Source organism: Pelomonas caseinilytica (assembly GCF_021353235.1).
Taxonomy (GTDB): domain Bacteria; phylum Pseudomonadota; class Gammaproteobacteria; order Burkholderiales; family Burkholderiaceae_C; genus Pelomonas; species Pelomonas caseinilytica.
This window is the reverse complement of the sequence record NZ_JAJTWT010000020.1, coordinates 33,241-53,689: the sequence shown is the minus strand read 5'-3', so window position 1 is coordinate 53,689 and position 20,449 is coordinate 33,241. Positions and strand designations below refer to the sequence as shown.

Genomic DNA, 20,449 nt, shown 5'->3' with positions numbered 1-20,449 from the left:
GTGATCACTCCTCACACCCCCGCCCAGCTGTGGATATCTCGGGCAGGGTAGGTTGAACACCTGGGTCAAATTTGGGTCGGCAGGGCCCTCATGGGTGGGTCAAATTTCAGTCGGCGCCAACACGAGACCGCACTCTGCAGGTTGAGATCCTGTTTACTGTGCCAGTGCAGTTCCGAGAGCCCTAGACGATGGCGGAGCAGAGGCGTCTGAGGCGATCGACGACGCGATCTCCACCGCGTGGGCTACGGGTTTTCCTGGCTGTCGCGCCACCGCAGGACAGCAGCGATGGATTCCGAGAGCCCCTTCCGAGACGTCGGGGCCGCTCACCGGATGCATAAACGTGCCACCGCGCCCCAGAAAGCATAAAGCTGCCGGGACGGCAGCTTTATGGGTCAAGGCGCACGACCTTTCGGCGGCAACCCTTCTGACGAGTGGTGGAGAGGAGGAGGATCGAACTCCCGACCTCCGCATTGCGAACGCGGCGCTCTCCCAGCTGAGCTACCCCCCCACGCGAAGCCGGGAGTATAGCCCGGCTGCGGGTCCGTTGAAGCGGGCCGCGGTGTTGCCGCTCAGGTGGCCATGTAGCGGCCGGGCCGGTGGTTGATGGCCAGGGCGGCGTTGATGGCGGCCATGCCGAGCAGGGACAGGGCCACGCGGGGCCACGGCACCCAGGGGAGGGCGGCCAGCAGGATGGCGGCGTCCAGCGTCGCCTGCACGTAGCCGGCGCGCCAGCCGCGGCGGTCCTGCAGCCAGAGCACGACGAGGTTGAGGCCGCCCAGCGAGGCGCGGTGGCGGAAGAGGATGAGCATGCCGGCACCGATGAGCAGCCCGCCGCCGATGGCCGCGAAGTAAGGGTTGAGCTCGGTGATGCGCAGCCATCGCGGCAGGGCCTCGGCCAGTGCGGCCATCAGGGCGACGGAGGCCATCGTCTTGACGGTGAAGGCCGCGCCCATGCGGCGCCAGGCCAGGCCGTAGAAGGGCAGGTTGATGACGAAGAACAGCAGCCCGAAAGGCCAGCCGAGGGCGTAGTGCAGCAGGAAGGCGATGCCCACCGTGCCGCCGGTCAGCATGCCGGCCTGCTTGAAGAGGGCCACGCCCAGCGCCGCGAAGAGGGTGCCGGTCAGCAGGGCCTGCGCGTCCTCGAAGCGGCTGTGGCGGAAGCTGCGGCTGATGCGTGCGGCGGCATCCTTCATCCGATGATGCTCGACAGGAAGTACTTGATGACGCCCTTGGCCGCGAAGCCGACAAGGCCAAAGCCCAGGCCCAGCAGCAGCACGAAGGTGCCGAAGCGCCCGGCCTTGGACTCGCGCGCCAGCTGCAGGATGATGAACACCATGTACAGCATGAAGGCCGTCACGCCGACGCTCAGGCCGAATTGCGCGATCTCGGCTTCGGTGTAGCCCCAGAGGGTGTTCATGGCCTAGTCCCGCCGCCGCGTCACCAGGTCGCGGTAGGCATGCCAGCTGGCATGGCCGAGCCAGGGCGCGATGACGACGAGGCCGAGCAGCGCCGTGCCCATGCCAATGACGGTCAGCGCCAGGATGAGGGCGGCCCACAGGGCGATGGGCGCCGGGTGCTCCAGCACCACCCGCCAGCTCGTGAAGACGGCACCCAGCACGCCGAGCTTGGCGGGCGGCTGGTCGAGCAGGGCCGGGATGGCGACGACGCTGGAGGCGAACACGGGCGCGGCCAGCACCGCGCCCAGGGCCAGCCACAGCTCGAAGAGGTGGCTGGCGTCGTTGAGCACGACCTTGAAGAGGAAGTCGCGCGGGTTGCGGATGGGTTCGGGTGCGAAGACCGTGACGAGGCTGGCCGAGCACATGACCCAGCCGGTGCCGGCGAAGGCCAGCAGCACGCCGAAGACGATGAGGCGGCCGTCGCGCGGGCGCCAGGCTTCGCGCAAGGTGTGCCAGCCGGGGCGGCGGCCGAGGTCGATCTCGCGGCTCATGGCATAGAGGCCGGTGGCCAGCACGGGGGCCACGATGAGGAAGCCGCTGAAGGTGCCCGACAGCAGCCAGAATCGTTCATGCGCCACCCACCACAGCAGGGCGCCGAAGGCCGCCATGAGGGCACCCTGCGACAGCGAGACCAGGGGGCATTGCCAGAGGTCGCGCCAGCCGCGCGCGAGCCAGCCCAGTGGCCTCAGCAGCGGGATGGGACGAACGCCGAAGGCCTGCGACTCGCGCAGGGCCTGTTCACTGAAACGGTCAGGCATGACGGCGCGCAGTGTCGCCGCCCGGCCGTGCGCCGGCCTTGATGCCGCTCAAGGCGGTGACCAGGCGGGCGGTTCAGGGCTTGTCGAGCAGGTCGCGGGCGACTGCGCGCAGTGCCGGTGCTGTGCCATCGGCCAACTCGACGGTGCGCGCCTTGGCCAGCGCCGGGAAGTGGCCGCGCAGCGAGCGCTCGTAGCCGGGGTCGTAGTGCTCGCGCATCAGCTCGGCGAAGACGGTGGCCCAGTCTCCCGCGCGGGCGCGGCGCTGCCAGTCGTCGACGCGGGCGTGGCCTCGGAGTTCGACCAGGCCGTCCAGCGCGCGGCAGAAGACCTCCGGGTCGGCGGCGAAGTGTCCGTAGTCCTGCAGCAGCAGCTCGACCCGCGCCGCCTCCGGCATGGCGATCCAGACGCAGGAGGCGCACTCGCCGCGCATCGCGGCCAGCAGGGTGTCGGGCACGGTGATGCGGCCGATCTTGCGGCTCTCGCTCTCGACGAAGACGGGCCGGCTCGCGTCCAGCCCGCGCAGGGCGCTCCACAGCGCGCTGTCGAAGGCCTTCTGGCTGGGCTGGGGCGCGTCGGGCAGGGCGCCGAGCACCGAGCCGCGGTGGGCGGCCAGGGCTTCGAGGTCGAGCACCTGCGCGCCTTCGGCGGCCAGGGCCTGCAGCAGCCGGGTCTTGCCGCTGCCGGTGCGCCCGCAGATCACGCGCCAGTCGAAGCGGGCCGGCCAGGCGGCGAGGTCGTCGCGCACCTGGGCGCGGTAGGCCTTGTAGCCACCGACGAGCTGGCGCGAGCGAAAGCCGATCTGCCCCAGGAACCAGTGCATGGAGCCCGAGCGCTGGCCGCCGCGCCAGCAGTACACCAGGGGCCGCCAGGTCTTGGGCAGGCCGGCCGCGCTGGCTTCGATGTGGCGGGCGATGTTGCGCGCCACGAGGGCGGCGCCGAGCTTGCGGGCCTCGAAGGGCGAGGTGGCGTAGAGCAGCCCCACGTCGTGGCGCTCGCGGTCGTCCAGCACCGGCCAGTTCAGGGCACCGGGGATGTGGTCCTCGGCGAACTCGGCAGGCGAGCGCACGTCGATGAGGGCGTCGAAGCGATCCAGCTCGGCGACTGCTTCACCCACGCTGACGGTGTAGTTCATATCCTGCGATCAATCCGCCTCGAGGTGGCAGCGTAGTGCATGGCCACGCGGCTGTCGTGGAACTGGCTTTGCCAGGCCACTGACAGCGCCCCCTCGAGGGGGCCGGCGAAGCCGGTAGGGGGTGGGCTCATCACGCTGGCAGGGATACCGCGTCGAGGAGCTCGCTCTCGATCTGCAGCTGGGCCTTGTTCTGCTGCAGGGCCGGGCCGTCGACGAGGAAGGTGTCTTCCACGCGCTCGCCCAGGGTCGAGATCTTGGCCAGCTGCAGGTTGATGCCGTGGCGGGCCAGCACGCGGGCGATGGCGTAGAGCAGGCCGGCGCGGTCGCTGGTGGAGATGGTCAGCAGCCAGGCCGTGGCGCGTTCGTCCGGGCGCAGCGAGATGCGCGGCGTGTAGGGGAAGCTCTTGACCCGGCGCGAGAGCCGCCCGCGGCGCGGTTCGGGCAGGGGCCCGCCGGCCTGCAGCGCGGCGGCGAGCTTCTGCTCCACCAGGGGAACGAGGTCGCGGTGGTGGACGTCGGCCTCGGGGCGGATGACCTGGAAGGTGTCCAGGGCGTAGCCGTTGCGCGTGGTGTGGACCTTGGCGTCCAGGATGCTGAAGCCGGCGCCGTCGAAATAGCCGCAGATGCGGGCGAAGAGGTCGGGCTGGTCGGGCGCGTAGACCAGCACCTGCAGGCCCTCGCCGATGGGCGAGGGGCGGGCCCGCACGACGGGCACCTGGGTGTCGACGTGGCGCCAGAGCGAGCGCGCATGCCAGGCCAGCTCCGCGCCGTCGTGGCGGGCGAAGTAGCTGACGGCCAGCCGCTTCCACAAGGGCTCCTCGGTGCCGGGCAGTTGCGAATGCAGGGCCAGGTCTTGCCGGGCCTCGGCCTTGCGCGCCTCGATCTCAGCGTCCAGGTTGAGCTTGGCGCCGCCCAGGGCCCTGAGCGCGATGCGGTAGAGGTCTTCCAGCAGCTTGCCCTTCCAGGCGTTCCAGACCTTGGGGCTGGTGCCGCGGATGTCGGCCACCGTGAGCAGGTACAGCGCCGTGAGCCGGCGTGCGTCGCCCACCTTGGCGGCGAAGGCGGCGATGACCTCGGGGTCGGCCAGGTCTTCCTTCTGGGCCACGCGCGACATGGTCAGGTGGTGTTCGACGAGGAAGACGCACATCGCGGTGTCGTCGGCGTTCAGGCCGTGCTGGCGGCAGAAACGCCTCACCTCGACGGCGCCGAGCTCGGAGTGGTCGCCGCCGCGGCCCTTGGCCACGTCGTGGAAGAGGGCGGCGATGTAGAGCAGCTCGGGTGCGTCGAACTGCGCGGCCAGCTGCGAGCAGAACGGGTACTCGTGGGCGTGCTCGGGGATGAAGAAGCGCCTCACGTTGCGCAGCACCATGAGGATGTGCTGGTCCACGGTGTAGACGTGGAAGAGATCGTGCTGCATTTGCCCGACGATGGACCGGAAGACCCACAGGTAGCGGCCCAGCACCGAGGTCTGGTTCATCAGCCGGAAGGCGTGCGTCTGGCCCTCGGGCTGGCGCAGCATGGCGATGAAGGTCCCGCGGTTGACCGGGTCGCGCCGCCAGGCGGCGTCCATCAGGCCGCGGGCGTTGTACAGCGCCCGCAGCGTGCGCGCCGACAGGCCCTTGATGCCCGGCGTCTGCTGGTAGACGAGGAAGGTGCGCAGGATGGCGTGCGGGTCGCGCTGGTAGAGGTCGTCGGCGGCCACCTCCAGCATGCGTCCGCGGTCCAGGAATTCGGCGTGGCCCTCGATGGGCCGCAGCAGGCCCTGCTGGTCGCCATTGATCTGCTCTTCCAGGTTGAGCAGCAGGATCTGGTGCAGTTGCGTGACGGCCTTGGCCGCCCAGTAGTAGCGCCGCATCAGCACCTCGGAGGCGCGCTGCGCGCCCGTGCCCTCGAAGCCGAAGCTCTGGGCCACGGCCGTTTGAAGGTCGAACACCAGGCGGTCTTCCCGGCGGCCGGCCACGGCGTGCAGGCGCGCCCGGATGAGCTTGAGCTGGCCCTCGTTGCGCTGCAGCTGCTTGCTCTCGAACGGCGTGATGAGGCCGCGCTGGGCGAGCGCCTTCCAGGTCTTGCCCAGGCCCGCGGCGCGGGCGATCCAGACCAGCATCTGCAGGTCGCGCAGGCCGCCGGGGCTTTCCTTGCAGTTGGGCTCCAGCGCGTAGGGCGTGTCGTCGAACTTGGTGTGGCGCTGCACCGTCTCCAGCGTCTTGGCGCGGAAGAAGGCCTTGGCATCCATGGCCTGCATGAAGCGCTTGCACATCTGCCGGAAGAGTTTGGCGTCGCCGGCCAGGGGGCGGGACTCCAGCAGGGCCGTCTGGATGGTGACGTCGCCCTGGGACTCCGTCAGGCACTCGCCGAGGGTGCGCACCGAGGAGCCGATCTCCAGGCCCACGTCCCAGCAGGAGGTGATGAAGCCCTCGATGGCGGCCTTGACGGGGCCGGGCACATGGGCTTCGACGCCGTCCGGCAGCAGCACGAGGACGTCCACGTCCGAATGCGGGAAAAGTTCGCCGCGGCCGTAGCCGCCGACGGCGGCCAGGCAGGCGCCCTCCGGCATGCCGGCCTGGCCCCACAGCGCGCGCAGCGTGTCGTCGACGTGGCGGGCCAGGCGCCGCAACAGGCTCTGGGCGCCGGCCTGCGTGGGGCGATCGGCCAGGAAGCCGTCGATCAGCGCCTGCTTGCCGGCCTTGAACTGCTGGCGGAGGTCGGCGAGCGTGGCCACGTCAGGCGGCAGGCGCGGTGATGAAGGCCGGCGGCGGCGGGCTGCCGGCCGACAGCGTCATGACCTCGTAGCCTGTGTCGGTGACCAGCAGGGTGTGCTCCCACTGCGCGGACAGGGACCGGTCCTTGGTCGCGATGGTCCAGCCGTCGCCCATCTCGCGGATCTCGCGGCGGCCGGCGTTGATCATGGGCTCGATGGTGAACATCATGCCCGGCACGAGTTCGTCCAGCGTCCCCGGGCGGCCGTAGTGCAGCACCTGGGGTTCCTCGTGGAAGACGCGCCCGATGCCATGGCCGCAGAACTCGCGCACGATGGAAAAACCCGCGTTCTCGGCGAAGGTCTGGATGGCGTGGCCGATGTCGCCGAGACGCGCGCCGGGCTTCACCTTGGCGATGCCCTTCCACATGGCCTCGTAGGTGAAGGCGCACAGCCGCCTGGCCGCGATGCTGCCCTCGCCGACGATGAACATGCGGCTGGTGTCGCCATGCCAGCCGTCCTTGATGACGGTCACGTCGATGTTGACGATGTCGCCGTTCTTGAGCGGCTTGTCGTTGGGGATGCCGTGGCAGACCACCTGGTTGACCGAGGTGCAGATGGACTTGGGATAGGGCGTGTAGCCCGGCGGGCAGTAGTTCAGCGGCGCGGGCACGGCCTGCTGGACGCCGACGATGTAGTCGTGCGCCAGCTTGTCGAGTTCGTTGGTCGTGACGCCGGGCTGCACGTGGGACGTGAGCATGTCCAGCACTTCGGACGCCAGGCGTCCGGCGATGCGCATGCCGTCGATGTCGGCGCCGGTCTTGATCGTGATGGGCATGGAGAAATTATCTCAGTCGGCCCAGATGACCGTGCCGGTGGCCCAGGTAACCAGGACCACGATGCCGAAGGCGATGCGGTACCAGGCGAAGGGCACGAAGGTGTGGCTGGAGACATAGCGCAGCAGCCAGCGCACGCAGGCCCAGGCGGCCAGGAAGCTGACGACGAAACCCACCGCAAACATCGGCGCGTCGGCTAAGGACAGCGCGCCGCGCTCCTTCCAGAGGCTGTAGCCGCCCGCGGAGATCAGCGTCGGGATGGCCAGGAAGAACGAGAAGTCGGTCGCCGCCTTGCGCGACAGGCCCAGCAGCATGCCGCCGATGATGGTGGCGCCCGAACGGCTGGTGCCCGGGATCATGCCCAGGCATTGCACGAGGCCGACCTTGAGCGCGTCCAGGGCCGTCATGTCGTCCACGGCCTGCACGCGGGCCACCGGCTGGGCGCGCTTCTCGGCCCACAGGATGATGAGGGCGCCGACGATGAAGGCGCCGGCCACCACCGGTGCGTTGAACAGATGGGCCTTGATCGCCTTGTAGACCGTCAGGCCGACGACGCCGGCCGGAATGAAGCCCAGGGCGATGTTGAGCACGAAGCGCTGCTGCCGCGCGCTGCTGGTGATGCCGCCGAGCGCCTCGCGGATGCGGGCCCAGTAGACGATGAGCACGGCGAGGATGGCGCCGCTCTGGATGGCGATGTCGAAGACCTTGGACTTGGCGTCGGTCATGCCGAGCAGGCTGCCGGTCAGGATCAGGTGCCCGGTGGAGGAGACCGGCAGGAACTCGGTCAGGCCCTCGACGATGCCCATGACGGCGGCTTTGATCAGCAGGATGACATCCACGTAACGGCTCCGGGAGGCGAACAAAGCCGCGCAGTGTAGCCAGCCACCGTGTCCTGCCCTTGCCCGGAGCTGGCCCGGCGGGCTACATTACTGACCCACCGGTCATTAACTCGCCCATCCACCGCTTGGCCTCCACCCCCCGCCAACGCCGCAAGGACGCACGCCCGCAGGAATTGCTGGACGCGGCCCTGGAGCTTTTCGTCGAAAAGGGCTTCGCCGCCACGCGCAGCGAGGAGGTGGCCGCGCGCGCGGGCGTCGCCAAGGGCACGCTCTACCGCTACTACCCGAGCAAGAACGAACTCTTCAAGGCCATGGTGCGCGAGAACCTCTCGATGCACATCGCCGAGTCCGCCGCCCAGGCGGCCCAGTACGAAGGCCCCATCGCCGAACTGCTGGGTCGGATGATGCAGGCCTGGTGGGCCAAGGTGGGTCACGGCAAGGCCGGCGTCGTGTGCAAGATCGTCATGGTCGAGGCGCGCCGCTTCCCCGAGCTGGCGCAGTTCTACGTCGACGAGGTCATCACGCCGTCGCAGACGCTGATCGGCGGTCTCATCGAGCGCGGCATCCGCAGCGGCGAGTTCCGCGCCGTGTCCATCGAGGCGACGGTGCACCTGCTCATCGCGCCCATGCTGCACATGCTGCTGCACGAGCATTCCTTCGGTGAACACGACATCTGTCCGGAGACCATGACCGCCGAGGAACTGCTCGACGCCCAGATGTCGTTGCTTCTGCACGGGCTGCTCGCGCCTGGCTGACCTCTAGAATTTTGCTTTTCAGCCTGCCGTACCGTGCCCCGGAGAACTCCATGAACGTCGAACAAGCCCGCTTCAACATGATCGAGCAACAGATCCGCCCCTGGGACGTGCTCGACCCCAGCGTGCTCGAGCTGCTGCGCGTCGTGCACCGCGAGGACTTCGTGCCCGAGGCGCACAAAGCGCAGGCCTTCGTGGACGTCGAGCTGCCGCTGACCGCCACCCGCCGCATGCTGGCACCCAAGGTCGAGGCCCGGCTGCTGCAGGAACTCAAGGTGCAGCGCCACGAGAAGGTACTGGAGATCGGTGCCGCCACGGGGCACCTGGCAGCCCTGCTCGGCCACAAGGCCCAGCGCGTCATCGCCCTGGAGGCCGACACGGGCCTGGCCGCCCAGGCCGCGGCCAACCTCAAGCGCGCCGGCCTGCTGAACGTGACCGTGCTGAACCAGGACGGCGCCGCCGGCCTGCCCGCCGAGGAGCCCTTCGACGTCATCCTGCTGTCCGGCTCGGTGGCCGAGCTTCCCCAGGTGCTGCTGTCCCAGCTCAAGGTCGGCGGACGGCTGGCGGCCATCGTCGGCAGCGAGCCCGTCATGCGCGCCGTGCTGGTCACACGCACCGGCGCGAACGACTACAGCAGCGTGGAGTTGTTCGACACCGTGGCCGGTCGCCTGCCCGGCTTCGCCGAGGCGCCGGCCTTCAGCTTCTGAGAACTGCATGCAGCCCGTCCGCCGAAATCGTCGATTGCAGCCGCTGCCGGCGCAGGTCGTCGCATGCCTTCAGTCACCGGCGGGCTTTGCATCTATAACCCCGGCCGCTGCTTAATCCATTGCCCCAGCCAAGGAATCCCATGCCCTTCGTCCAAGCCCGCCGCCTGACCCTGCAACCGCTGGCATTCGCCGCCTGCCTCCTGCTCGCCGGGGCGGCCCAGGCGCAGAGTCTGCAAGAGCTCTACGACGCCGCGCGGGGCTATGACGCGACCTACCTCGCCACCAAGGCCAGCGCCGACGCGGCAGCAGCGCGCGCGGCCCAGGCCGAGGCCCTGGTGCGGCCCACGCTGGGCCTGGCGGCGACCGGCACCCAGGCGCGCAGCGAGCCGCCCAGCGGCTCCAGCCCCTCGGGCATCAACAGCACCACGCTGACGGCAGGGCTGCAGGGCAAGTATTCGGTCTACAACGCGGCCAATGCGCCCACCATCGACAAGGCCCGCCGCGGCTACGCCGTCGCCCAGGCCGACCTGGAGTCGGCCGAGCAGGACCTGATCGTGCGCCTGGCCACGGCCTATTTCGACGTGCTGGCCGCCAAGGACGCGCTGACCACCTCGCAGGCCAACAAGGCCGCCATCGCCGAGCAACTGGCCTCCGCCAAGCGCAATTTCGAGGTCGGCACCGCCACCATCACCGATACCCGTGAAGCCCAGGCCCGCTACGACCTGGCCGTCGCCCAGGAGCTGGCCGCCGACAACGACCTGCGCGTCAAGCGCGTGACGCTGGACCAGTTCGTCGGCCGCGTCGGCGTCGAGCCCAAGGGCCTGGCCGTGCCGGTGGCGCTGCCGGCGCTGCAGAGCGACAACGTCGACACCTGGGTGGCCACGGCCGATGACCAGCACCCCGCCGTGCGCAAGGCCCGCCTCGGCCTGGAAGTGGCCCAGCTCGACACCCAGATCGCCCGCGCCGGCGAAAAACCCACGCTGGACGCCAGCGCCTCGCTGGGCGCGCAGAACCTGCACAACAGCCTCAACGGCGCCGCGGCCACGGCCTCGGGCGTGGGCACGTCCAAGACGGCGAGCATCGGCCTGACCTTCAGCTACCCCATCTACACCGGCGGCCTGACGCAGAACCGCATCAAGGAAACCCTGGTGCTGGAAGACAAGGCCCGCAACGACCTCGACTTCGCCCGCCGCAGCGTCGCCGAGGCCACGCGCCGCGCCTTCTTCGGCGTGCAGTCGCTCAAGGCCCAGGTCAGCGCCTTCGAGGCCGCCGAGTCGTCCACCAAGCTGGCCCTGGAAGCCACGCAGCTGGGCTACAAGGTCGGCGTGCGCGTCAACCTCGACGTATTGAACGCCCAGACCCAGCTCTACACCACCCAGCGCGACCTGGCCAAGGCGCGCTACGACGTCGTCGTCAACAGCCTCAAGCTGCGCCAGGCCTCGGGCCAACTGCGCCCCGAGGACGTCACGGCGGTCAACTCGCTGCTGGTGCGCTGAACGGCGAGCGCCCCTCGGTCAAGCCCCGCCCCGGCGGGGCTTTTTACTGGCCGGGTCGGTGGGTGCCGGCACCTCGGCGGTGGGCAGGGGCTTGAGCGGTGCATGCTCGCGCAGCACGCGCAGGATGATGGCCGTGGACGTCGGGGTCTGCTGGCAGAAGCGCGAGAGCAGGGCGCTCAAATGGGCCACGTCGCGCACGGCGATCTCCAGGATCCAGCTGTCCTCCCCCGTCACGCCGTAGGCCGTCAGCACCTCGGGGCTGGACGCCAGCGCGGCCAGCAGCGCGGGCTCGTCGGTGTTGCCGATGCGGATGACGGCGCGGATGGCATAACCCAGCCGTCCGGCGTCGACGACCGCGTGGTAGCCGCGGATGACGCCGGCCTCCTCCAGCTTGCGCACCCGTTCCGTCACGGCCGGCTGGCTGAGGTGCACGCGGCGGCCGAGTTCGGCCATGGTCAGCCGGGCATCGGCCTGCAGCTCGGCCAGGATGCGATGGTCGTGCTGGTCGAGGTCGAGGGCCATCAGATTCTCTTGGAAGTGCCTGCAAGCAGCGGGGATCTTAAGGCGGCGGGGTGATTCAACCTTCAATCTGCCATGTCGCCCAAACGCCGTAATTCATAGCATGGCGGCCATGACGTCTTCCGCGCTGACCCTCAAGACGGCCTCCGGTCTGTCGCCCAAGCTGATGCTCTGCCTGGCCGCCACCTGGCTGGTCTGGGGCTCGACCTACCTGGCCATCAAGCTGGCCCTGACCAGCCTGCCGCCCTTCCTGCAGATGGGCAGCCGCTTCCTCGTTGCCGGGGTGCTGCTGGCGGGCTGGATGCGTTGGCGCGGCGTCCCATGGCCCAGCCGGCGGCAGTGGCTGCACGCCCTGGTCATCGGCGGCCTGATGCTTGGCGGCGGCATGGGCGGCACGGCCGCGGCGGAGCAGACGGTGGGCTCGGGCCTCGTCGTCGCCTTCATCGCCGTCATGCCGCTGATGATCGCGGGGCTGAACCTCCTCTGGGGCGAGAAGCCGGGCCGGCTGGAGTCCCTGGGCATCGCCTTCGGCCTCGTCGGCGTGCTGCTGCTGACCCAGGGCCAGGGCTTCGGCGCCTCGCCCCTCGGGCTGGTGGCCATCAGCGTCGCATGCGCGAGCTGGGCGGTCGGCAGCGTGCTGTCGCAGCGGGTGTGGCCCCTGGCGCCTGGCCCCATGGGCTTCGCCAGCGAGATGCTCGCCGGCGGCGCGGTGCTGATGGGGCTGAGCCTGGCGAATGGTGAGGCCCTGCCCGCCCACGTCGAACCGCAGGCCTTGTGGGCCTGGGCCTATCTGGTCGTGTTCGGGTCCCTGGTCGCCTTCAACGCCTACATGGTGCTGCTGGCCGAGGCTTCGGCCGGGCTGGCGTCGAGCTACTCGTTCGTCAACCCGGTCATCGCCATGCTGCTGGGCGTCACGCTGGCCGGCGAGCAGATCAGCGGCCACGAGTGGCTGGCCGCGGGCATCGTGCTGGTGGGCGTCGTGCTGCTGCTGTTGGGACGCGCCAGGACGCCGTCGAGATGAGCCGGCAGGGCGGCGGCCTGCGCCAGAATGGGCGCCCATGCTGTTCCTGCTCTCGCCTGCCAAGTCCCTCGACTACGACACCCCCACGCCGCCGGAGCTGGCGCCGGCGCTGACGCGCCCGCAGTTCCTCGACGATACGGCCGCCCTCATCGACGTGCTCCGCGCCAAGAGCGTGGACGACGTGCGCGAGCTGATGGACCTGTCCGAGCCCCTGGCCCGGCTCAACGTCGAGCGCTACGCCGCCTGGCGGCCACGCTTCACCGAGCACAACAGCAAGCCGGCGGTGCTGGCCTTCAATGGCGACGTCTACGACGGCCTGGACGCGAAGAGCCTGTCCGCCGACGACCTCGCCTGGGCCCAGCAGCACGTGCGCATGCTGTCGGGCCTGTACGGCATCCTGCGCCCGCTGGACCGCATGCAGCCCTACCGGCTGGAGATGGGCACGCGCCTGGCGACGCCGGCCGGCGCCAGCCTCTACGACTACTGGGGCGACCGCCTGGCCCAGCACCTGAACAAGCTCGCGCGTGGCGAGAAGGCGCCCGTCATCGTCAACCTGGCCTCGCAGGAGTATTTCCGCGCCGCCAACCGCGCCGTGCTCAAGCCGCGCGTGGTGGACTGCCAGTTCGAGGACTGGAAGAACGGCGGCTACAAGATCATCAGCTTCTTCGCCAAGCGCGCCCGCGGCCTGATGGCGCGCCACGCCATCCTGCACCGCATCGAGACGCCCGAGGGCCTGAAGGACTTCGACCTCGACGGCTACCGCTTCGCCCCGGCGGCGTCCACCGCCGACACCTTCGTCTTCCGACGCAAAGCCCTGCCATGAGCCAGCAAGCCATCACGCCCGAACTCCTCGAGTGGATCGCCGACCAGTCGCGCGCCGGCCATCCTTCGGAAAGCATCCTGGCCGCCATGCTGGGCAGCGGCTGGGACGAGTCCATCGCCCGCCAGGCGCTCGCCCGCCAGCTCGGCCAGTCGGCCACCCTGACGGCGCCGTCCGTCGGCACGCCGGGCATGCCCGAGCCCGACCTGAGCCGCTTCGCGCCGGTGATGGATGCCGGCGACCGCCAGGTCAAGGTCGTCATGGCGCTGCGCCAGCCCCGCGTCGTCGTCTTCGGCGACCTGCTCTCCGACGAGGAGTGCGACGGCATCATCGAGCTGGCCAAGACCCGCCTGGCGCGTTCCGAGACGGTGGCCACCGGCACCGAGGGCAGCGAGGTCAATGCCGCGCGCACCAGCGACGGCATGTTCTTCGAGCGCTGCGAGAGCGAACTGATCCGCCGCGTGGAGTCGCGCATCGCGACCCTGCTGCGCTGGCCGCTGGACCATGGCGAAGGCCTGCAGGTGCTGCGCTACCGGCCCGGCGCCGAGTACCAGCCGCACTACGACTATTTCGACCCGGGTCATGTCAGCACGCCCAACATCCTCAAGCGCGGCGGCCAGCGCGTGGGCACCCTGGTGATCTACCTCAACACGCCGGGGGCCGGCGGATCGACCATCTTCCCCGACATCGGCCTGGACGTCGCGCCGGTCAAGGGCAACGCCGTCTTCTTCAGCTACGACCGGCCCCACCCTTCCACCCAGACCCTGCACGGCGGCTCGCCCGTCGTCGAGGGCGAGAAGTGGGTGGCGACCAAGTGGCTGCGCCAGGGCGTGTTCAACTGAAGTCGGTTCCGGCGGGGCGATGGCTACGCCGAGAGCAGCTTGTGGATCAGCTCGGGCGTGCTGCCCGCCTGGTACTTCTTCATCAGCCGGCCACGGTAGATGTCCACGGTGCGCGGGCTCACGCCCAGGCGCCGGCCGATGAGCTTGCTGGTCTGGCCTTCGACGAGCAGGGCGGCGATCTCGCGTTCGCGCGGGGTCAGGTCGGCCGTGATCTGGCGCCGGGCGGACAGGTCCTCGAAGCTCCAGATGCCGCGGGCATGCGGGTCGGCCGGATCCAGGGCGCGGCCGGTGACGTGGCACCAGAACAGCTCGCCGCTGCCTAGCCGGCGCATGACGCGGTCGTCGGCGTAGTGGCCCTGGGCGTCGAGGCTGGCGACGATGCGCGCGCCGGTGCGCTCGAACTCGGCCGTGCTCGGGTACATGACGGCGAAGCTGCTCCCCACGAGCTGCTCGCGCGTGGCGCCGAAGATCTGCAGCACCCGCTCGTTGCAGTCCACGATCTGCCGCTGGGCCGACAGCACCAGCCCCACGGGGGCGAACTGGAAAGCGTGGCGGTAATCGAGGGCGGCGGGTTCCACTTAGGCGATCTTGCGTAATCGACGGCGGGCGGCGCGCGATAGTACCCTTGCGGTCGTTTTGAAACGGCCAGGAGACAGTGGCATGAACAAGGTGTACCCGAGCGCCGACGAGGCGTTGCGCGGCGTCGTCAAGGATGGGCAATTGCTCGCCGTCGGCGGCTTCGGCCTGTGCGGCATCCCCGAGGCGCTGATCGCCGCGCTGCGCGACAGCGGCGTCAAGGACCTCACCGTCATCTCGAACAACGCCGGCGTCGACGGCTTCGGCCTCGGCCAGCTGCTGACCACGCGGCAGATCAAGAAGATGATCTCCAGCTACGTCGGCGAGAACAAGGAGTTCGAGCGCCAGTACCTGGCCGGCGAACTGGAGCTGGAGTTCACGCCCCAGGGCACGCTGGCCGAAAAGCTGCGTGCCGGCGGGGCCGGCATCCCGGCCTTCTTCGTGCGCACCGGCGTCGGCACCCTGATCGCCGAGGGCAAGGAGACGCGCGAGTTCGACGGCCACACCTACATCCTCGAGAAGGCCCTGGTGCCCGACGTGGCCCTGGTCAAGGCCTACAAGGCCGACAAGAGCGGCAACCTCGTCTTCCGCCGCACCGCGCGCAACTTCAACCCGGCCGCCGCCATGGCCGGCAAGCTGACCGTCGTGGAGGTGGAGCAGCTCGTCGAGACCGGCGACATCGATCCGGACGCCGTCCACCTGCCGGGCATCTACGTGCACCGCATCGTCGTGAACGCCAATCCGGAAAAGCGGATCGAAAAGATGACACTGTCCCCGAAGAAGGAGGCCTGACCATGCCCTGGACCCAAGACCAGATGGCCGCCCGCGCGGCCCAGGAGCTCGAAGACGGCTTCTACGTCAACCTCGGCATCGGCATCCCGACGCTGGTGGCCAACCACGTGCCGGCCGACAAGGAAGTCTGGCTGCAGAGCGAGAACGGCATGCTGGGCATCGGCCCCTTCCCGACCGAGGACGAGGTCGACGCCGACCTCATCAACGCCGGCAAGCAGACCGTCACCACGCTGCCCGGCTCCAGCATCTTCGGCAGCCACGACAGCTTTGCGATGATCCGCGCCGGCAAGATCAACCTCAGCATCCTCGGCGCCATGCAGGTCAGCCAGAAGGGCGACCTGGCCAACTGGATGATCCCGGGCAAGATGGTCAAGGGCATGGGCGGCGCCATGGACCTCGTGGCCGGCGTCAAGCGCGTCATCGTGCTGATGGAGCACGTCGCCAAGAAGAAGGACGGCACCGAGGACCTCAAGATCATCCCCAGCTGCACCCTGCCGCTGACGGGCGTGGGCGTGGTGGACCGCATCATCACCGACCTCGGCGTCTTCGACGTGACGCCCCACGGCATCAGCGTCGTCGAGCTGGCCGAGGGCGTGACGCGTGAATTTGCGCAAAGCAAGACCGGGGTTCCGTTGCTCTGAGGTAAAGCCTCGCTCCCACCCCCCAGTTCATGGGCCTCGACGGGTCGGCGCAAGCCGGCCCGTTTGCATTGGCGGCCCCTTGCTCGGGGCTGGGCCATCCAAATCGGCTGAGAGCCGCGCTGTTCAATGGTGCGTGCTTGACGCCATGGAGTTAACGCGATTGCTCCGCGAATTCGGCCGGTGATTCTTGTCAGCCACCGCGACGGGAATCTTCCATTTCTCGCCGCCTGCATGAACGGTCCGGTCGCATATCACGGAAACGACGGACCTGTTCGTACCCGGCAAACGTGTCGTCCATTCCGCGCGCAGAGGTACGGCACAGGCTACCGCACCGGCCTTTAGATTCGGTTCGAGGGCCTCGAAACTGGTGCCATGTTTGCTGTTCCATTTGGCAACGAAGCTTCTGGCTTCCTGCCGTACTTCATAAAGGCCCTGCCAATCGCCCCGGGTGCGCATGTCCTCTATGCTGCTGGTATTTTGAGCCGTGGCTGGAATGGCGGTGATGACGAGCAGTGCGCCAAATAGGCTATTCGATAGTGATAGTGCCAACGTATTTTCCATTGCTGTCCATTCGATTCTTGATCAGATAGTCATAAACGGAATTCCACATGTCAAATTGATATATGGTCACACATCCTTCTGATAAGTTCCCGACATGCACGAAGCTGCTGTTGTGATTTCCGGCGTACTCAATTGGAAACCATACGGTGTGATACTTCAGGTCGCTTTGATATTGAACGTAGAAGTTCGTGAATCTGGCATTGTGGGCGCCATCGGGAGTAAGGATTTTATAGGTACCCTTTGGAAGCGGCTTTGAATGAAGGGTTTTGTTGTAATCGGGGCTTGTGGGGTTGGTCTCGGTGAAGTCTACATCTGAGTCGAGCGATATTGTGGCGATCTTGCCGTCGAACGACAACTTGGCTACAAGCTGATTGCGAACTTCTCCATGCCGCGCGACGGATTTCAATTGTTGGCGACCCAGTATTTTGGCGATTAACTTGGCGCCGCTTCCACGTTTTGCCGAGATGAGGCATTTTTCTCTATTCTCCAATGCCAGGCTCGCAATTTTCCCCTTGTATCGGCCTTCCAAAATGCTGAAATAAATGCGCCCATCTTTGGTTTGGTTTTCGGAAACCTTCAGGTATTCGGGTACTGCGACGATTCCCTCAGGGATACGGATTGCCAACCACCCGCTCTGGTCCAGGGACTTTGTGTATAGTATTTTGTGAAAGGAATTCTGGTTGCTATTGGGGATGCGGTTGGTTGGTCTTGTGGGTTCGGTCATTTCACTCTCCCGCATGCCCTAGTTCGATGACGAGTGACTCGGGTTTTATTGTGTAATATCGTCCCGTCTTTCCTTGTGCATCGGTCGTGCCGTGCGCGACGTTACCGTTCTCAAAAAACACTGTATAGGGTGTGTTTGCAAGTGGTTCGCCAGTATCCCGATCGCGCAACGTGAATTCCTCATCGAAAGCCTGATTTGCAATCATTGCGTCGCAGAGTGCAGCAGCTGCCTCTGCACCGCCGGGGGCGGCCTTAGCAACCAGGGCAGCGCCACAGGCGGTAAGGTGGCCCTCCGTGGCGAGAGGCAGCTTGGCATTCGTGTCTGTGCATATTGCAAGGCCTTCGATTATTTCGAAGACATGAGGCTTGCACTTTGGGCAGTAAACCTTGTCCCCTTTGCGGGCTACTGGTATTCCGTGCCAGCTGTTTGTCGGGCTTCCCGATAGGACGACGCCACCGTGAGTGGCTTTGTCGCCAACAATGATCTGTGCTTTTCCGAAGAGAGAACTTCTCATGGCGGTGTCGTTTGCTGGTACGTTGGTGGACAAGAATCCCGTGCCTGGTGCATCTGCCGATTCCTTGTTTATCACTCCAGACAGGCGGACGCCGGCCCATGGAACCAAATGACCTGCATACGGAATGAAAGTCCTATTTCGAGAGCCGAGCAGCCGACTGCTTGTTCGGCAGAGTACTGAGTCGTACCCGACAAGCCCGTAAAGAAAGCAGTTTTACTTACACAGGACAGGTGGCCGTGTTCCATAAGATGGCCGCCATGACCCGCCTTCTCGCCCCCCTGCTGCTGGCCGCGCTGCTGGCCCCCGTCCATGCCCAGCCTCCGGCCGTCGACCAGCCCGAGGCCGCGACCGCGCGCACGTCCAAGGCGCCCGGGCTCACGACGCCGGCCCGGCGCTTCGCCGTGACGGCCGCCAATCCGCTGGCGGTGGACGCCGGCCTCGAGATCCTGCGCGGCGGTGGCTCCGCCATCGACGCCGCCGTGGCCGTGCAGGCCGTGCTCGGCCTGGTGGAGCCGCAGTCCAGCGGCATCGCCGGTGGTGCCTTCCTGATGCACTGGGACGGCCATCAGGTGCAGGCCTTCGACGGCCGCGAGACGGCGCCCGCCGCGGCCACGCCGGCGATGTTCCTCAAGCCCGACGGCCGCCCGCTGGCCATGCGCGACGCCATCATGAGCGGCCTGTCCACCGGCGCGCCCGGCGTGCTGGCCATGCTGGCCGAGGCGCATCGCCAGCACGGTAAGCTGCCCTGGCCCCGCCTGTTCGAGCCGGCCATCCGCCTCGCGGAACGGGGCTTCGCCGTCAGCCCGCGGCTGAACGAGCTGCTGGCGGGCGAGACTGCACTGCGAGCCGACCCCCAGGCCGGCCCCTACTTCTACGACGACGCGGGCGCCCCCAAGCCCGTCGGCACCGTGCTGAAGAACCCCGCCTACGCCGCCGTGCTGCGCGGCATCGCGCAAAAAGGGCCCAAGGCCTTCTACGAGGGCGCGGTGGCCGAGGACATCGTGCGCCGCGTGCGCGGCCATGCCCGCCCGGGCCTGCTGACCACGGCCGACCTGGCCGGCTACAAGGCCGTCGTGAGGCCGCCGCTGTGCAATGACTGGCGCAGTTATCGGGTCTGCGGCTTCGGCCCGCCCACCTCGGGCCACCTGACGCTGATGCAGATCCTCGGCCTGCTCGACACCCAGCCCAAGGCCGTGGCGGCGCGCGGCATCACGGCCGACTGGCTGCACGCCTATGCCGAGTCCGCCAAGCTCGCCTTCGCCGACCGCGCCCAGTTCATCGCCGACCCCGCCTTCGTCGCCGCGCCCGGCGGCGACTGGCTCAACCTGCTCGCGCCGGCCTACCTGAAGGAGCGTGGCGCCCTCATCGGCGAGCGCGCCATGGCGCCGGCCACGGCCGGCGACCCGGGCGCGCTGAAGGCCGCCTGGGCGCCGCAGCCGGAGCAGGCCGAGCACGGCACCAGCCAGGTCAGCGTCGTCGACGCCGACGGCCAGGCGGTGTCCATGACGACCAGCGTCGAGGCAGCCTTCGGCAGCCGGGTCATGAGCGACGGCGGCACCGGCCTGGCGGGCGGCTTCATCCTCAACAACCAGCTGACAGACTTCTCGCTCAACCCGGTGGGCGCCGACGGCAAGCCCGTGGCCAACCGCGTCGAGGCCGGCAAGCGCCCGCGCTCCAGCATGGCGCCCACGCTGGTGTTCGACCGGGGCGGCCGCCTCGTCATGGCGGCCGGTTCGCCGGGCGGGCCGGTCATCATCCATTACGTCGCCAAGGTGCTGACCGGCGCCCTGGCCTGGGGCCTGCCGGCCCAGCAGGCGGTGGACCTGCCCAACTTCGGCCACTTCAACACCGGCCGGCTCATCGTCGAGCGCGGCGCGCTCTCGCCTGCACAGCTGGACGAGCTGCGCAAGCGCGGCCATCAGGTCGACGAGAGCGACCTGACCAGCGGCCTGCAGGTGCTGCTGCGCACCCCGGCCGGCTGGACGGGCGGCGCCGACCCGCGCCGCGAGGGCGTCGTGCGCGGCGAGTAAGCCCAGCCGAGTCCGGCGCGGCGACGGCTTCCCGTCCGACAGGGCGGGGCCCGCAGCGCCGCCTAGGCTGCCCCGGTGTGCTTCAGGGGCCGGGCATGGACGAGTTGCAGGGATGTCTTTCACGCCGCGACGTGCTGCTGGCCGGCGCCGGCGCGGCGACTGTGGCCCGCGTCGACGCGGCCTCCTCGCCGCCAGCCTCCGCGCCGCCTTCGACGGAGGGCCCGATGAGCCGCGTCACGTTGGAGGTCAACGGCGAGCGCCAGACGGTGGACGTGGACACGCGCACCACGCTGCTGGACTTGCTGCGCGAGCACCTGCGCCTCACCGGCACCAAGAAGGGCTGCGACCACGGCCAGTGCGGCGCCTGCACGGTGCTGGTGGAGGGGCGGCGCGTGAACAGCTGCCTGCTCTTCGCCGTGATGCTGCCCGACGCCAGGGTCACCACCATCGAAGGCCTGGGCACGCCCGAGCGCCTGCATCCGCTGCAGGCCGCCTTCATCGCCCACGACGGCTACCAGTGCGGCTACTGCACTCCCGGCCAGATCTGCTCGGCGGTCGGCATGCTGGACGAGCTCGGGCGCGGCATGCCCAGCCACGTGACGACCGACCTGTCGGCCCGGCCGCTGCTGTCGGCCGATGAGCTGCGCGAGCGCATGAGCGGCAACCTCTGCCGCTGCGGCGCCTACTCCAACATCGCCGAGGCCATCACCGAGGTCGCCCAGGCCCGCGGGGCACCG

21 protein-coding genes, 1 tRNA gene and 1 pseudogene are annotated in these 20,449 nt (G+C 68.5%); 10 read left to right on the top strand and 13 right to left on the bottom strand.

Features of this window, described 5'->3' with window-relative positions; all coding sequences use genetic code 11:
• Window positions 1–432: 432 nt before the first annotated feature.
• From LXT12_RS25925 to LXT12_RS25890, 8 genes are all read right to left on the bottom strand, one after another.
• Window positions 433–508, bottom strand: a tRNA-Ala gene (locus LXT12_RS25925).
• Window positions 509–569: 61 nt separating this feature from the next.
• Complete coding sequence (locus tag LXT12_RS25920; RefSeq protein WP_233395316.1) at window positions 570–1,193, bottom strand: YitT family protein; 624 nt, start codon at window positions 1,191–1,193, stop codon at window positions 570–572.
• Entirely contained in the window at window positions 1,190–1,417 is a 228-nt protein-coding gene (locus tag LXT12_RS25915) for a DUF2788 domain-containing protein (RefSeq protein ID WP_233395314.1), read from the bottom strand. Before LXT12_RS25915 ends, LXT12_RS25920 begins: the two co-directional genes overlap by 4 nt.
• A 3-nt stretch (window positions 1,418–1,420) precedes the next feature.
• Window positions 1,421–2,215 carry a DUF2189 domain-containing protein gene (locus LXT12_RS25910; protein ID WP_233395312.1) on the bottom strand — a complete coding sequence of 265 codons (795 nt, stop codon included), beginning with the start codon at window positions 2,213–2,215 and terminating at the stop codon, window positions 1,421–1,423.
• A gap of 73 nt (window positions 2,216–2,288) precedes the next feature.
• A complete protein-coding gene (mnmH, locus tag LXT12_RS25905) occupies window positions 2,289–3,347 on the bottom strand; it encodes a tRNA 2-selenouridine(34) synthase MnmH (protein WP_233395311.1) in 1,059 nt (352 codons plus the stop codon).
• A 130-nt stretch (window positions 3,348–3,477) separates the two neighbouring features.
• Window positions 3,478–6,066 (bottom strand): [protein-PII] uridylyltransferase, encoded by a 2,589-nt coding sequence (locus LXT12_RS25900; protein ID WP_233395309.1) that lies wholly within the window; start codon window positions 6,064–6,066, stop codon window positions 3,478–3,480.
• 1 nt (window position 6,067) lies between these two features.
• A complete protein-coding gene (map, locus tag LXT12_RS25895; RefSeq protein WP_233395308.1) occupies window positions 6,068–6,880 on the bottom strand; it encodes a type I methionyl aminopeptidase in 813 nt (270 codons plus the stop codon).
• A gap of 12 nt (window positions 6,881–6,892) precedes the next feature.
• Window positions 6,893–7,717 carry an undecaprenyl-diphosphate phosphatase gene (locus LXT12_RS25890; protein WP_233395303.1) on the bottom strand — a complete coding sequence of 275 codons (825 nt, stop codon included), beginning with the start codon at window positions 7,715–7,717 and terminating at the stop codon, window positions 6,893–6,895.
• A gap of 125 nt (window positions 7,718–7,842) precedes the next feature.
• Between LXT12_RS25890 and LXT12_RS25885 the strand changes: the two genes are divergently transcribed.
• The 3 genes from LXT12_RS25885 (at window position 7,843) to LXT12_RS25875 (ending at window position 10,672) form a co-directional block, all read left to right on the top strand.
• Window positions 7,843–8,472, top strand: a complete 630-nt coding sequence (locus LXT12_RS25885) for a TetR/AcrR family transcriptional regulator (RefSeq protein ID WP_233395302.1) — start codon at window positions 7,843–7,845, stop codon at window positions 8,470–8,472.
• Between the two features lie 50 nt (window positions 8,473–8,522).
• Entirely contained in the window at window positions 8,523–9,176 is a 654-nt protein-coding gene (locus tag LXT12_RS25880; protein WP_233395301.1) for a protein-L-isoaspartate O-methyltransferase family protein, read from the top strand.
• Window positions 9,177–9,316: 140 nt separating this feature from the next.
• Window positions 9,317–10,672 (top strand): TolC family outer membrane protein, encoded by a 1,356-nt coding sequence (locus tag LXT12_RS25875; RefSeq protein WP_233395299.1) that lies wholly within the window; start codon window positions 9,317–9,319, stop codon window positions 10,670–10,672.
• Window positions 10,673–10,690: 18 nt separating this feature from the next.
• On the opposite strand, the gene LXT12_RS25870 is transcribed toward LXT12_RS25875, so the two are convergent.
• Complete coding sequence (locus LXT12_RS25870; protein ID WP_233395298.1) at window positions 10,691–11,194, bottom strand: Lrp/AsnC family transcriptional regulator; 504 nt, start codon at window positions 11,192–11,194, stop codon at window positions 10,691–10,693.
• A 109-nt stretch (window positions 11,195–11,303) separates the two neighbouring features.
• On the opposite strand from LXT12_RS25870, the gene yedA reads away from it, so the two are divergent.
• The 3 genes from yedA to LXT12_RS25855 are packed head-to-tail and all read left to right on the top strand — an operon-like array spanning window position 11,304 to window position 13,874.
• On the top strand, window positions 11,304–12,212 hold the full coding sequence (gene yedA, locus LXT12_RS25865) for a drug/metabolite exporter YedA (RefSeq protein ID WP_233395297.1): 909 nt from the start codon (window positions 11,304–11,306) through the stop codon (window positions 12,210–12,212).
• A 37-nt stretch (window positions 12,213–12,249) separates the two neighbouring features.
• On the top strand, window positions 12,250–13,035 hold the full coding sequence (yaaA, locus tag LXT12_RS25860) for a peroxide stress protein YaaA (protein WP_233395295.1): 786 nt from the start codon (window positions 12,250–12,252) through the stop codon (window positions 13,033–13,035).
• Window positions 13,032–13,874 (top strand): 2OG-Fe(II) oxygenase, encoded by an 843-nt coding sequence (locus tag LXT12_RS25855; protein ID WP_233395290.1) that lies wholly within the window; start codon window positions 13,032–13,034, stop codon window positions 13,872–13,874. Before yaaA ends, LXT12_RS25855 begins: the two co-directional genes overlap by 4 nt.
• A gap of 23 nt (window positions 13,875–13,897) precedes the next feature.
• On the opposite strand, the gene LXT12_RS25850 is transcribed toward LXT12_RS25855, so the two are convergent.
• On the bottom strand, window positions 13,898–14,452 hold the full coding sequence (locus tag LXT12_RS25850; RefSeq protein WP_233395288.1) for a LuxR C-terminal-related transcriptional regulator: 555 nt from the start codon (window positions 14,450–14,452) through the stop codon (window positions 13,898–13,900).
• A gap of 82 nt (window positions 14,453–14,534) precedes the next feature.
• Between LXT12_RS25850 and LXT12_RS25845 the strand changes: the two genes are divergently transcribed.
• Window positions 14,535–15,242 carry a CoA transferase subunit A gene (locus tag LXT12_RS25845; RefSeq protein ID WP_233395286.1) on the top strand — a complete coding sequence of 236 codons (708 nt, stop codon included), beginning with the start codon at window positions 14,535–14,537 and terminating at the stop codon, window positions 15,240–15,242.
• Between the two features lie 2 nt (window positions 15,243–15,244).
• On the top strand, window positions 15,245–15,883 hold the full coding sequence (locus tag LXT12_RS25840; RefSeq protein WP_233395280.1) for a 3-oxoacid CoA-transferase subunit B: 639 nt from the start codon (window positions 15,245–15,247) through the stop codon (window positions 15,881–15,883).
• Window positions 15,884–16,006: 123 nt separating this feature from the next.
• Here LXT12_RS25840 and LXT12_RS25835 read toward each other — a convergent pair whose 3' ends face one another.
• Genes LXT12_RS25835 through LXT12_RS25825 form a run of 3 tightly spaced genes read right to left on the bottom strand, consistent with a single transcriptional unit; the run spans window position 16,007 to window position 17,682 of the window.
• Window positions 16,007–16,444, bottom strand: coding sequence for a hypothetical protein (locus tag LXT12_RS25835; RefSeq protein WP_233395273.1), 438 nt, complete (start codon window positions 16,442–16,444; stop codon window positions 16,007–16,009).
• Complete coding sequence (locus LXT12_RS25830) at window positions 16,410–17,168, bottom strand: hypothetical protein (protein WP_233395271.1); 759 nt, start codon at window positions 17,166–17,168, stop codon at window positions 16,410–16,412. Before LXT12_RS25830 ends, LXT12_RS25835 begins: the two co-directional genes overlap by 35 nt.
• A 1-nt stretch (window position 17,169) precedes the next feature.
• The gene (locus LXT12_RS25825) at window positions 17,170–17,682 is read right to left on the bottom strand and encodes a PAAR domain-containing protein (protein ID WP_233395269.1); all 513 of its coding nucleotides are present in this window, start codon (window positions 17,680–17,682) and stop codon (window positions 17,170–17,172) included.
• 257 nt (window positions 17,683–17,939) lie between these two features.
• On the opposite strand from LXT12_RS25825, the gene LXT12_RS25820 reads away from it, so the two are divergent.
• Both LXT12_RS25820 and paoA read left to right on the top strand, forming a co-directional pair.
• Window positions 17,940–19,712 carry a gamma-glutamyltransferase family protein gene (locus tag LXT12_RS25820; RefSeq protein WP_233395267.1) on the top strand — a complete coding sequence of 591 codons (1,773 nt, stop codon included), beginning with the start codon at window positions 17,940–17,942 and terminating at the stop codon, window positions 19,710–19,712.
• A 95-nt stretch (window positions 19,713–19,807) separates the two neighbouring features.
• Window positions 19,808–20,440, top strand: a pseudogene (gene paoA, locus LXT12_RS25815) (aldehyde dehydrogenase iron-sulfur subunit PaoA); the annotation flags it as partial.
• Window positions 20,441–20,449 lie beyond the last annotated feature (9 nt).

What these genes read in the sequence shown, in the direction of transcription:
- LXT12_RS25920 (WP_233395316.1), bottom strand. Translation starts at nt 1,193, where the DNA reads ATGAAGGATGCCGCCGCACGCATCAGCCGCAGCTTCCGCCACAGCCGC.
- LXT12_RS25915 (WP_233395314.1), bottom strand. Translation starts at nt 1,417, where the DNA reads ATGAACACCCTCTGGGGCTACACCGAAGCCGAGATCGCGCAATTCGGC.
- LXT12_RS25910 (WP_233395312.1), bottom strand. Translation starts at nt 2,215, where the DNA reads ATGCCTGACCGTTTCAGTGAACAGGCCCTGCGCGAGTCGCAGGCCTTC.
- mnmH (WP_233395311.1), bottom strand. Translation starts at nt 3,347, where the DNA reads ATGAACTACACCGTCAGCGTGGGTGAAGCAGTCGCCGAGCTGGATCGC.
- map (WP_233395308.1), bottom strand. Translation starts at nt 6,880, where the DNA reads ATGCCCATCACGATCAAGACCGGCGCCGACATCGACGGCATGCGCATC.
- LXT12_RS25880 (WP_233395301.1), top strand. Translation starts at nt 8,523, where the DNA reads ATGAACGTCGAACAAGCCCGCTTCAACATGATCGAGCAACAGATCCGC.
- LXT12_RS25875 (WP_233395299.1), top strand. Translation starts at nt 9,317, where the DNA reads ATGCCCTTCGTCCAAGCCCGCCGCCTGACCCTGCAACCGCTGGCATTC.
- LXT12_RS25870 (WP_233395298.1), bottom strand. Translation starts at nt 11,194, where the DNA reads ATGGCCCTCGACCTCGACCAGCACGACCATCGCATCCTGGCCGAGCTG.
- yedA (WP_233395297.1), top strand. Translation starts at nt 11,304, where the DNA reads ATGACGTCTTCCGCGCTGACCCTCAAGACGGCCTCCGGTCTGTCGCCC.
- yaaA (WP_233395295.1), top strand. Translation starts at nt 12,250, where the DNA reads ATGCTGTTCCTGCTCTCGCCTGCCAAGTCCCTCGACTACGACACCCCC.
- LXT12_RS25855 (WP_233395290.1), top strand. Translation starts at nt 13,032, where the DNA reads ATGAGCCAGCAAGCCATCACGCCCGAACTCCTCGAGTGGATCGCCGAC.
- LXT12_RS25845 (WP_233395286.1), top strand. Translation starts at nt 14,535, where the DNA reads ATGAACAAGGTGTACCCGAGCGCCGACGAGGCGTTGCGCGGCGTCGTC.
- LXT12_RS25840 (WP_233395280.1), top strand. Translation starts at nt 15,245, where the DNA reads ATGCCCTGGACCCAAGACCAGATGGCCGCCCGCGCGGCCCAGGAGCTC.
- LXT12_RS25835 (WP_233395273.1), bottom strand. Translation starts at nt 16,444, where the DNA reads ATGGAAAATACGTTGGCACTATCACTATCGAATAGCCTATTTGGCGCA.
- LXT12_RS25830 (WP_233395271.1), bottom strand. Translation starts at nt 17,168, where the DNA reads ATGACCGAACCCACAAGACCAACCAACCGCATCCCCAATAGCAACCAG.
- LXT12_RS25825 (WP_233395269.1), bottom strand. Translation starts at nt 17,682, where the DNA reads ATGAGAAGTTCTCTCTTCGGAAAAGCACAGATCATTGTTGGCGACAAA.
- LXT12_RS25820 (WP_233395267.1), top strand. Translation starts at nt 17,940, where the DNA reads ATGACCCGCCTTCTCGCCCCCCTGCTGCTGGCCGCGCTGCTGGCCCCC.